We start from the raw sequence: 10,435 nt of genomic DNA, 5'->3' as shown, positions 1-10,435 counted from the left end.
AACGGCAGCCGTTTGTGGTGCAGGCCGATTATTTGTACAGTTTGACGGCAGCGGAGCGGCGGCAGATTGTGACTGCAATGCTGGGCGCGGAAGCGGATTATGCGGCCTGGGTACGCCGCGTTTTGCAGCAGGATATCATGGAGCGTACTACCGTAAGCGACAGCGGCAAATTTTACCGCTTTTTGTGCGCTGTGGCCAGTATGACGGGCTGCGTAGTGAATTATACTATTTTGGCTAATAATGTGGGAATTACCGCACCTACCGCCAAGCAATGGCTACAATTCTTAGCCGGGACTGGATTGGTGTATTTATTGCAGCCGGTAGAGCGGGTTGATGGCAAGCGGTTAGTAAAAGCGCCCAAGGTATATTTCAGGGAAACGGGCGCAGCGGCTTATCTGTTACAGCTGCATGAAGGAGCGTCGCTGCTGCAGAGCGTGTATTTTAAAAATCTGTACGAAAATTATGTGGTCAGCGCGCTGCGGGAGGGCTATTTGCGTTGGGGGCAGGAGCCTGATTTTCACTTTTACCGCGATTCCAATAATAAGGAAATTACGCTGATTCTGCGTACTGCCGGTAGGCTGTGCCCTGTTAATATCTGTAATGGCGGCTTCAGCGTGCGCAGGGCGCAGAAAAGCTTTGCGCTGCTGCAAGACTATGCTGCCGGGCAGGGGGCGGCTTTAGGCAGCGGCTGCATTATCGGTATAGGCGGGGAGCTGCAGCAGCTTGATGGGGAAACGTATTACGTGCCTGCGGAATATGTATAAAGTAAAAGCCCGGTACAATGACCGGGCTTGATTTTTCTGCTATTTAGTTATATTTGTTTGGGGCGTTTGCCGCGTAATTTCTTTCGTCATCACGTTATAGGTTACGTCGCCGCTTTGCGGTTCGCCGTTAATTTTTACGTTGCCGTGAAAAGCGGCCAGCTTGGTTTTCCAGCAATAGCTGCCGCTGTCGGCGGTGATATGCACCGTATCGTCCTGAAAATTTAAATTACCGTTGACATAAGCGGTGCGGTCGCTATGGTAAACGTCTACCTTATCGCAGTTAAAATGCATATCGCCGAAGCTTAGCTGGATATTGCCCTGCCCATGTACTTCCATATTGTAAAGGTGTACTTGAGTCGTATCGCCGGTAATAGTCAGAGTGGTATCGTGAGTGGGGAATTGCACAAAAACATTACCGCGTAGGTCATAAATGCCCTTAATGGGGTTAAAGGTACGGCTGTCGCTGGTGATTACAGGCTCTACGGCCCAGCATAAGGAGGGCAGCAGCATCAGCAGCATAACGACGGATAAAATAAATTTTTTCATAGACGGCACCTCATCGTGAACACACAAGCTCGGTAAAACAGCGGCTGCAAGAAAAGCGCCGCTGTATTTAATTTTAGCGTAATAAATATTATAGTATTTTTTTGCCTGCACTGCAAGCGTTGTAAGCAATTTTTTGAAGATTTTTCAGAGAAAAAAGAGGATTTTGCCGTTAAACATTGAATATAACTTATGTGTAATTTAGCGGCGGAGGAAAAGTGGACATGGATGGAGCGTTTGAAAATTTTAAAGAGCAGGTGCGAAGCGCCGCTGATATTGTCGAAGTGATTTCCAGCTATGTGCCGCTGAAAAAACGCGGCCAGAATTTTTGGGGCTGCTGTCCCTTTCACGGCGAAAAAACTCCGTCCTTTGCCGTTAATCCCGGCAAGAATATGTTTTATTGCTTTGGCTGCCATGAAGGCGGAGATATTTTTAAGTTTATCATGAAGATTGAAGGCTGCGGCTTTATGGACGCCATGAAGCTGCTGGCCGGGCGCTATGGTATACCTGTGCCGGAAAAGCAAAGGACGGCGGCTGAAATCGAGCAGGAAAAGCAAAGAGAGCGTATCTATCAGACGAACGGAACGGCGGCTAAGTTTTTTCAGGCCTGTCTTTTAAAGACCGCTTACGGGCAGTCGGCGCTGGCTTATCTTGCCGGGCGTGGCATTACCAAGGAAATTATCGACAGCTTTAGCATTGGCTATGCTGTCAACAGCTTTGGCGCTTTGGTAACGAGCCTGGGCAAACGTGGCTATGGAGCGCAGGAGCTGGAGGCTGCGGGCTTGGCCGCTAAAGGTAAGTCCGGCTTTTACGACAAGTTCCGCAACAGGGTGATGATTCCCATTAAGGACCCTAAGGGGCGTATCGTTGGCTTTGGCGGCAGGGTGCTGGACAACAGCACACCTAAATATCTCAATACTAGCGAGACAGCCTGGTTTAATAAACGGCGGCTGCTTTTTGGTATGGATATTGCGTATAAGGCTATCCGCAGCAGCAGGCAGGCGATTATCGTCGAAGGCTATATGGACGCTATCAGCCTGCACGCGGCAGGCATCGGTAACGTGGTGGCCTCCATGGGAACGGCTTTCGCCCAGGAGCAGGCCGCTTTGCTCAAGCGTATGGCGGACGAGACGGTGTTTTGCTACGACAGCGACAGCGCCGGCCGGCGTGCTTCCGTAAGGGCGGTGAGCATTGCCAGAGAGGCGGGGCTGAAGGTGCGTATTGCCGGCGTGCCGGAGGGCAAGGACCCGGACGAATTTGTCCGGCATCACGGCAAGGAAGCCTTCATGCAGGTAATTGCCGCAGCCCAGGAAGGCGTTGATTTTCAGATTGAAGAAACAATTTTGCAGGGTGATGTAACAAATCTGGCAGGAAAAGTCGACGTTGTGTCGAATATACTACCATTCCTATTAGAATGTAAAAGCGAGATTGAAGCGGCAGAGCATATCCGCAGGCTGGCTCAAAGGCTGACCATAGACGAAGGACTCATTGCTGAGGAATATCGTAAGGCGGCAAAAAAAGGCGGAGCTAAAAATGAGCCTGTAAATGTGCGGCTGCCCCAGCGTAAGCAGGCGAACGCTGGCCAGCAGGCGGAGGAGCTGCTGTTGGCAGTGCTGCTAGAGCAGCCGCTGCTGGCTTATGAGTGCCTGGAAACAGTTGGGAGAACAGGCTTCAGCACGCCGCAGCTGGCGCAGATTTTTGATAAGCTGTGCGAGCTGCAGGCAAAGGACGCTTTTACTGTTGATAAATTAAACGATGCCTTGGAGGACGCCGCACAGTCGGCTTTAGCTGGCATCAGAACTCGTCAGATACCGTCGGGCGACGCAAATAAGCTTTTGGCGGATTACCTGCGCCAGCTGCAGCGCAGCTATTGGGAGCGGGAATACGAAAAGCACCGTTTGCTGGCGGACGAATACGAAAGGTCGTCGGACGAGCGCTTTATGGATGAATTGGTGGAGACTCAAAGGATCAAGGATGAAATCAAAAAGCTCTATGGAAATTACAAATAATATGGAAGGAGGGAACACCATGGAAGAAACTACCAATAAGCTGTCTCAGGAACAAATCGACGAATTGTTGCAGAAGGGTAAATCGCAGAATGGTGTTCTCACTTATCGTGACATTATGAGTGCTATCAGCACGTTAGAAACCGTATCCTCAGATGATGTGGAGCATTTGTACGAGGTTATCACACGCAAGGGTATGGAGATAGTTGATGACAATTCCGCTGATGACGACGTGCTGCCCATGGTCGAAAATGACGATAATGTGGAAACAGAAGAAATCAACGAAGCCGAATTAGCCAACCTTTCCGTTCCCGAAGGCATCAGCATTGACGACCCGGTACGTATGTATCTGAAAGAGATCGGGCGCGTGCCTCTGCTTGTAGGCGAGGATGAGATTAAGCTGGCTAAGCGTATGGACAAGGGACGTCAGGCCGAGCGTTTGCTGCGCGGTAAAATGATTGCGCTGGACGCGCCGGTTTTCAGCGTTGCCGACGACAGTAAGGCGCTGCTGGATAAAATCGGGCAGTATATGCAGGAAGAATGGCATATGACCCATATGCGTTCGGTGTTCAAGGTCCTGCAGATGATTCGGAAGCGTCAGGAGGAGGGCAATCCCTATCAAATAGAGGATTATCAGGATTTGATTTTTGAATTTACCCGCGATGAGCGCCTGCATTTGCAGCGCTTGATGGTAGAGCAGAAATGCCTGATTCCCGAATGCGAGCGTTTGGTAGTTAACCGTCCGACCAGCGATAAGGATATCCATAATCTTTATCAACTAAAGGCGCTGCTGGACGAGCTCAAAGCCCGCCTTTCCGACGGGCGTGAAAAGGATACGGCGCTGGCAGGGCAGTATCTTGATTTCAGCGAAAGCTACGATAAACTGCTCAAGGCAGTGCGCCAGCAGGGTAACGACGCTAAGAAATGCCTGTCCGAAGCTAATCTGCGTTTGGTAGTCAGCATTGCCAAGCGTTATGTGGGGCGCGGTATGCTGTTCCTGGATTTGATTCAGGAGGGTAATTTGGGCCTTATTAAAGCGGTGGAGAAATTTGACTATAATAAAGGCTTTAAATTCAGTACCTACGCTACCTGGTGGATTCGTCAGGCCATTACACGCGCTATTGCCGATCAGGCGCGCACTATCCGCATTCCTGTGCATATGGTGGAAACCATCAACAAGCTGATTCGCGTTTCCCGCCAGCTGCTGCAGGAGCTGGGTCGCGAGCCGCTGCCGGAAGAAATCGCCAAGGAAATGGATACGACGGTGGACAGAGTGCGTGAAATTATGAAGATAGCTCAGGAGCCTGTATCACTGGAAACGCCTATCGGCGAGGAAGAAGATTCCCATTTAGGCGATTTTATCGAGGATCACGATGCGCCTGCGCCTGCGGACGCCGCTTCCTTTACTCTGCTGCGCGAACAGCTGGAGGAGGTTCTGGAGACCCTTACGGTGCGTGAAAAGCGTGTGCTGGAGCTGCGCTTTGGCCTGGAGGACGGGCGGTCGCGTACACTGGAGGAGGTTGGCCAGCATTTCGGCGTAACCCGCGAGCGTATCCGTCAGATTGAGGCTAAGGCCCTGCGCAAGCTGCGTCACCCCAGCCGCAGCAAAAAGCTGAAGGACTTTTTAGAGTAGGCCTTGACATAAACTGAATACTATTATAAAATATTACTGTTTGGTAGCTTGTATGGGCCTATAGCTCAGTGGTAGAGCCGCCGGCTCATAACCGGCTGGTCGTAGGTTCGAACCCTACTGGGCCCACCAATTCGTATCTATGCGAACTATTGCAGGCTGCCTTATCAAGATTTATATCAACTTTATTGCTCGTAGTTGCAGTAGGCGTATAATTTAATGCAGCGGTGACGGTATAAGAATCGTCGCCGTTGTTTTTATTTATGACGACTTTTTGCACCATGGTCTGTAAAAGTTTGCGCTTGGATTCTTGGCTCATTTTCTTTAGGAAGCTGATAATTTAAAGCATATCCAATCATATATACAACGTTTTGTGGAATTAGGCACTCACAATTTGCAAAAAGCTATTGAGAAATTTATTTATCATCCAGAAGATCTGGTCTAGTCAAGCAAAATATAGATATAAATTGAGCTAAAAAAGGCCGCCTTTTAGCGACCTTTTTCTACAGTATGAGCCGGCTGATTTTTATCAGGCGGCTTTTGCTGTATTCTTTTTAGTTCTTAAAGGCTCCTTCCACGTATTCGCAGCAGGCGTCGATTTCCGGCAGCCGTATTTCGTGCAGCCTGCCTGCGTCGCCTGCGGCGGCAATGGCGGGGTCGATGGGCAGCCGCGCCAGCACCTTCAGGCTGTAGGCGTCCGCAGTTTCCTGCAAATGGCTGGGGCCGAAAATTTCGTAATCCTTGCCGTTGTCCGGGCAGCGGAAGTAAGCATAATTTTCAATAAGGCCGAGAATGGGAATGTTCATCATCTTAGCCATTTTCACGGCTTTAGCGACGATCATGGATACCAATTCCTGGGGCGAGGTAACTACGATAATGCCGTCGACGGGCAGGGATTGGAAAACGGTTAAGGGAACGTCGCCCGTTCCCGGCGGCATATCCACAAACATGTAGTCGACATCCGTCCAGATAACGTCGCTCCAGAACTGTTTGACCATACCGGCAATCAGCGGACCGCGCCAAACCACCGGGTCGGATTCGTTGGGCAGGAACATATTGGCGGAAATTACTTCGACGCCGCAGGGAGCTGTTTGCGGCAGAATGCCTATTTCCGAAGCCTGGGCCTTGCCCTTGACGCCCAGATTTTTGCTCATTGAGGGGCCGGTAATATCGGCGTCCAGCACGCCGCAGCGATGGCCGCGGCGCTGCATAGCGGTCGCCATCAGGCCGGTTACTAGGGATTTGCCCACGCCGCCCTTGCCGCTGACGATGGCGATAACCTTTTTCACGCTGCTCATTTCATGGAGCTTCGCGGTAAAATCTTGGGGCTGCTGCGCGCCTGCGGCAGAAGGGCAGCCTTCGCAGCTGGAACGTCCGCAGGTAGCAGAGCTGCTGCATTGTTGTTCGTTACTCATTATTTTTCACCTTGCTTGTAAAAATTAGACGATAAAGGTAGCCCAGCAGCATACCGCCGAAGCAGGGCAGAACCCAGCCGAAGCCAATGTCGAACAGCGGCAGATACTCTACCAGCAGCGCGTCCAGCGCTTGCAGGTGGAAGCCGCCGGCCCGCAGGCCGTCGAAAATGGCAAAGATGGTGGTCAGCGTCAGGCAAACGCGGAAGATAACCTTATCGCCCTTTAAAAAACCGTGGCCCACGTTCAGCAGCACAATGGCGATAACGATGGGGTACAGCATGCAGATAACGGGAATGGAAAATTTAATAATATTATTCAGGCCGAAATTGGATACGACCAGGCTGAACAAAGAAATATACAGGCATAAGCGCTGGTATTGCAGCTGGCCGCCGCTTAGCTCGTGGAAGTAACCTGAAATAGATGTCGTCAGGCCGATGGAGGTGGTGATGCAGGCGAAGAAAATAATCAGCGCCAACACCATCTGACCGGGAAAGCCCATGTAGTGGACTGAAATCATATTCAGCAGCTGGCCGCCGTTGGACACGATGCCGAAGGCCGCCGTGCTGACAGCGCCCGCATAAGCCAGAGCGCCGTAAATTAAAGCCAGACAGATGGCTGCGATGATACCGGCATAAATGCACATGTTGGTAAGCTGCTTTTGCTCTTTGATGCCGGTGTTTTCGATGGATTTGATTATTACTGCGCCGTAAAGCATGGAGCAGAGCAAATCCATCGTGTTGTAACCGTCCTGAAAGCCCTTGAAGAAGGGCGCGGTTTTGTAAACGCTGTTGGCGGGCTGCAAGTCCCCCATGGGATTTGTAATAACGAAAAAGATAAGAATACCCAGGCAGATCAGCAGCAAAGGCGACATAATCTTACCGATATTGTCTACAATTTTTGACGGATTGACGGAAAGAAAATAGCTCAGCCCGAAAAAGAACAGGGAATAAACTGCCAGACCGATAGTGCCGCTGCCGTCGGGCAGCAAGGGCAGGATGCCCGTATCGAAGGACACCGCTGCAGTACGCGGAATGGCGAAAAAGGGGCCGATGGTCAGCGCGCATAAAATGGAGACCGTGCGGGCGTAGAGGGTACTGACAGGCCGCGCCATATCGTCGGGGTTATTGCTGCGGATAATGGCCATGGCCAAAATACCCAGCAAGGGAAAGCCGACGCCGCTCAAGCAAAAGCCAAAGGCGGCAATCGTCAGGTTTTCGCCCGACATTTGGCCCAACACCGGCGGAAAGATAAGGTTGCCTGCGCCGAAGAAAAAAGAAAACAGCATCAGGCCTATGGGCAGAATTTTCGCTAAACTCATCTCATTCATCCTTTACAGCAAAGAGGTATTTGTACTCAGTATACATGATAAGAGGGCAGACTGCAAGAATCTGCCCTGAAACTTATGATTGCTTGAGAGTTATTTGACCAGCAGGCGGAAATATTTCTTTTTGCCCTTGCGGATCAGCAAGCTTTTATCGGCGTCGAACAGGCCGGGGTTCAGCGCTGCTTCCGGGTCGCTCAGCACGGCGTCCTTCACGGTGAGGCCGCCCTGGGCGATCATTTGGCGCGCTTCGCGCTTGCTGCTGAAAACCTTGGCGGCAGTCAGTACGTCGATAACCTTGGCGCTCATCTGCTCTGCGGCAATTTCAATGGTCGGCACGTTGGCCAGATTTACGCCGCCGCCGAACAGGGCTTCCGCAGCTTCCTGGGCTTTGCGCGCTTCCTCCTCGCCGTGTACCAGTTTAGTAACCTCGTAGGCCAGCACCTTTTTCGCTTCGTTGATAGCCGCGTCCTTCAGGGAGGCAAGACGGCGCACCTCGTCCATGGGCAGGTAGGTGAGCAGGCTCAGGCAGTTTTCCACGTCGCCGTCGTCTACATTGCGCCAGTATTGGTAAAAATCGTAGGGAGAGGTTTTTTCTGCGTCCAGCCACAGAGCGCCCTTTTCCGTTTTGCCCATCTTGCGGCCGTCGCTGGTGGTCAGCAGCTTGCAGGTCATGCAGTAGGCGGGCTTTTGCTCCTTGCGGCGAATCAGCTCTACGCCGGCCAGCATATTGGACCACTGGTCGTCGCCGCCCAGCTCCATAACGCAGCCGTAATCCTGATGCAGCTTCCAGAAATCGTAGGACTGCATAATCATGTAGTTAAATTCAAAGAAGGTAAGACCTTTTTCCCAACGTTTTTTGAAGCATTCAGCCGTCAGCATGCGGTTGACAGAAAAGTGCACGCCTACCTCGCGCAGCAGATTAACGTAATTCAAATTCAGCAGCCAATCGGCGTTGTTGGCGATAATAGCCTTGCCCTCGCTGAAATCGATAAAACGGCTCATTTGCTTTTTAAAGCATTCGATATTGTGGGCGATAAATTCGGGCGTCAGCATTTTGCGCATTTCGTCCTTGCCGCTGGGGTCGCCCACCATACCGGTGCCGCCGCCCAAGAGGACGATGGGACGATGGCCGGCGCGCTGCATATGGCTCATCATCATCAGCGCGATAAAATGACCTACATGCAGGCTGTCGGCAGTGGGGTCGAAGCCGATATAGAAAGTGATTTTTTCCTTTTCCAGTAATTCCTTAATTTCATTTTCATGGGACATTTGCTTAATAAAGCCGCGTTCCGAAAGCACGTCAAAGACAGACATCTAATGACCTCCTTAAAATATTTAAACCTGCGGCGTGCGCCGCACAGCTGATAATCACAACTCATTATAACCCATTATATCTAGATTAGCAAATAAAAAACGCCATAAGCGCTTAAAGGCGCTTACAGCGTTGAAATCTGGTTAATCCAGCTGCGAGGTGCAGTGCGGGCAGCGTGTCGCATCGTCGGCGATTTCCGAGCGGCAGTAAGGGCACAGCCGCGGGTCCGGCTTAGGCGCGGGCGGCGGATTGAGCTTATTAATCTGGCGAACCATGACAAAAATAATGAAGGCCAGAATAACGAAATCCAGCACGGCGTTGATAAAGCTGCCGTAAGCCAGAACGGGAGCGCCAGCCTTTTTAGCTGCCTCCAGGGTAGCGTAATGCTGGCCGTTAAGGCTGATAAATAAATTGGTAAAATCCATTTTACCAATCGCCATGCCCAGCGGCGGCATGATAATGTCGTTGACGAACGAGCCGACAATTTTGCCGAAGGCTCCGCCAATGATAACGCCTACAGCCATATCTATCACATTGCCGCGCATAGCGAACTTTTTAAAATCTTCTTTAAATGACATAAGCATCCTCCTTTAAACTTTTTATACAATATTCTACCTCCAGACGAAAAATCCTGCCGCTTGACTGAAAAGTCGTCGTAGCATATAATATTATAAAACCAATCCTGCGCAAGCAGGTTTAGCTGATATTTCATAAATGGAGGAATAGACAATGCGTGAAGATTTAGTAGTACCTGGCGAGAATGAGGAAAATTTTGTCCTGGCCCGCGACGCCCGCGTAGTGACCGTACCTTTTTCCCCGCTGGAGGAGCGTATGCAGAAGGAAAAACCGGAGGTGTTTGCCCGCCTGCAAAAGCTGAAGGAGCTGATTGGCGAGGATACCTTTAAGCGTTTGGTAAGCCGCGTGCATAACATCAATTATGCCGACACCCGTATTATGCTGGTAGCTGAAAGCGAGCTGCACCGCACCAATATCGAGCGTGAAATTTTACCGGCTATTGCCGAGGCCTTTGAAGTGACCAGCATTCGTGTAGTTACTCAGGGCTAAAAATTTAATGCTGAAATAAGGCGAAAAGGTGTTGACAAGAGCGCCGATTTGCTTTATAATATTACTCGTTGCTGATGCATAAGCACAGCGCTGATGTCGGGGCGTGGCGCAGTTTGGTAGCGCGCTTGTTTCGGGTACAAGAGGCCGTGAGTTCGAATCTCGCCGCCCCGACCAATTTCAAAAGCTAGGGAGCCGCTCGATGAGCGGCTTTTTTGTTGTCTGAATAAAGCAGGCAAAAACCCCACTTACGTTAGATTGCGGTCTAATGCAAGTGGGGTTTACTGTTTGGTGTGCCCGGCATGGGCGATAACTAGGTGGTGGAAGTCCACTACGCGCTCGGTAGCAGGAAGCGTTAGCCGAAGGCAAGGGTGTCCAT

General features: G+C 51.0%; 9 protein-coding genes and 2 tRNA genes. 6 read left to right on the top strand and 5 right to left on the bottom strand.

Annotated elements, in window-relative coordinates; all coding sequences use genetic code 11:
• The coding region (locus tag QZ105_RS09265) for a DUF4143 domain-containing protein (RefSeq protein ID WP_293729636.1) at positions 1-764 on the top strand (764 nt) is incomplete at its 5' end.
• Between the two features lie 39 nt (positions 765-803).
• Here the strand turns inward: QZ105_RS09265 and QZ105_RS09260 are convergent.
• A complete protein-coding gene (locus tag QZ105_RS09260) occupies positions 804-1,310 on the bottom strand; it encodes a hypothetical protein (RefSeq protein WP_293729635.1) in 507 nt (168 codons plus the stop codon).
• Positions 1,311-1,531: 221 nt separating this feature from the next.
• On the opposite strand from QZ105_RS09260, the gene dnaG reads away from it, so the two are divergent.
• The 3 genes from dnaG (at position 1,532) to QZ105_RS09245 (ending at position 5,075) form a co-directional block, all read left to right on the top strand.
• Complete coding sequence (dnaG, locus tag QZ105_RS09255; protein ID WP_293729634.1) at positions 1,532-3,316, top strand: DNA primase; 1,785 nt, start codon at positions 1,532-1,534, stop codon at positions 3,314-3,316.
• Between the two features lie 19 nt (positions 3,317-3,335).
• Positions 3,336-4,946: an RNA polymerase sigma factor RpoD gene (gene rpoD / locus QZ105_RS09250; RefSeq protein ID WP_293729633.1), complete on the top strand. Its 1,611-nt coding sequence runs from the start codon at positions 3,336-3,338 to the stop codon at positions 4,944-4,946.
• A gap of 54 nt (positions 4,947-5,000) precedes the next feature.
• Positions 5,001-5,075, top strand: a tRNA-Ile gene (locus QZ105_RS09245).
• 422 nt (positions 5,076-5,497) lie between these two features.
• Here QZ105_RS09245 and QZ105_RS09240 read toward each other — a convergent pair.
• The 4 genes from QZ105_RS09240 to mscL all read right to left on the bottom strand — a co-directional run bounded on the left by QZ105_RS09240 (position 5,498) and on the right by mscL (position 9,572).
• The gene (locus QZ105_RS09240; RefSeq protein ID WP_293729632.1) at positions 5,498-6,358 is read right to left on the bottom strand and encodes an Mrp/NBP35 family ATP-binding protein; all 861 of its coding nucleotides are present in this window, start codon (positions 6,356-6,358) and stop codon (positions 5,498-5,500) included.
• Positions 6,351-7,676: a branched-chain amino acid transport system II carrier protein gene (brnQ, locus tag QZ105_RS09235; RefSeq protein ID WP_293729631.1), complete on the bottom strand. Its 1,326-nt coding sequence runs from the start codon at positions 7,674-7,676 to the stop codon at positions 6,351-6,353. Before brnQ ends, QZ105_RS09240 begins: the two co-directional genes overlap by 8 nt.
• 99 nt (positions 7,677-7,775) lie before the next feature.
• Positions 7,776-8,996 carry a tyrosine--tRNA ligase gene (gene tyrS / locus QZ105_RS09230; protein WP_293729630.1) on the bottom strand — a complete coding sequence of 407 codons (1,221 nt, stop codon included), beginning with the start codon at positions 8,994-8,996 and terminating at the stop codon, positions 7,776-7,778.
• A gap of 141 nt (positions 8,997-9,137) precedes the next feature.
• A complete protein-coding gene (gene mscL, locus QZ105_RS09225; protein WP_293729629.1) occupies positions 9,138-9,572 on the bottom strand; it encodes a large conductance mechanosensitive channel protein MscL in 435 nt (144 codons plus the stop codon).
• Between the two features lie 151 nt (positions 9,573-9,723).
• Here mscL and QZ105_RS09220 point away from each other — a divergent pair, with 151 nt between their 5' ends.
• Positions 9,724-10,059, top strand: coding sequence for a hypothetical protein (locus QZ105_RS09220; RefSeq protein WP_293729628.1), 336 nt, complete (start codon positions 9,724-9,726; stop codon positions 10,057-10,059).
• A 97-nt stretch (positions 10,060-10,156) separates the two neighbouring features.
• A tRNA-Pro gene (locus QZ105_RS09215) sits at positions 10,157-10,233 on the top strand.
• Positions 10,234-10,435 lie beyond the last annotated feature (202 nt).

The sequence above is a fragment of the uncultured Phascolarctobacterium sp. genome, from assembly GCF_905212365.1.
In the GTDB taxonomy this organism is placed as follows: Bacteria; Bacillota; Negativicutes; order Acidaminococcales; family Acidaminococcaceae; genus Phascolarctobacterium_A.
Note: the sequence above shows the minus strand (reverse complement) of the source record. Positions and strands in the feature narration are given on the sequence as shown.

Bases quoted from the DNA above. Each gene is read 5' to 3' on its own strand.
- QZ105_RS09260 (WP_293729635.1), bottom strand. From the start codon at position 1,310: ATGAAAAAATTTATTTTATCCGTCGTTATGCTGCTGATGCTGCTGCCC.
- dnaG (WP_293729634.1), top strand. From the start codon at position 1,532: ATGGATGGAGCGTTTGAAAATTTTAAAGAGCAGGTGCGAAGCGCCGCT.
- rpoD (WP_293729633.1), top strand. From the start codon at position 3,336: ATGGAAGAAACTACCAATAAGCTGTCTCAGGAACAAATCGACGAATTG.
- QZ105_RS09240 (WP_293729632.1), bottom strand. From the start codon at position 6,358: ATGAGTAACGAACAACAATGCAGCAGCTCTGCTACCTGCGGACGTTCC.
- brnQ (WP_293729631.1), bottom strand. From the start codon at position 7,676: ATGAGTTTAGCGAAAATTCTGCCCATAGGCCTGATGCTGTTTTCTTTT.
- tyrS (WP_293729630.1), bottom strand. From the start codon at position 8,996: ATGTCTGTCTTTGACGTGCTTTCGGAACGCGGCTTTATTAAGCAAATG.
- mscL (WP_293729629.1), bottom strand. From the start codon at position 9,572: ATGTCATTTAAAGAAGATTTTAAAAAGTTCGCTATGCGCGGCAATGTG.
- QZ105_RS09220 (WP_293729628.1), top strand. From the start codon at position 9,724: ATGCGTGAAGATTTAGTAGTACCTGGCGAGAATGAGGAAAATTTTGTC.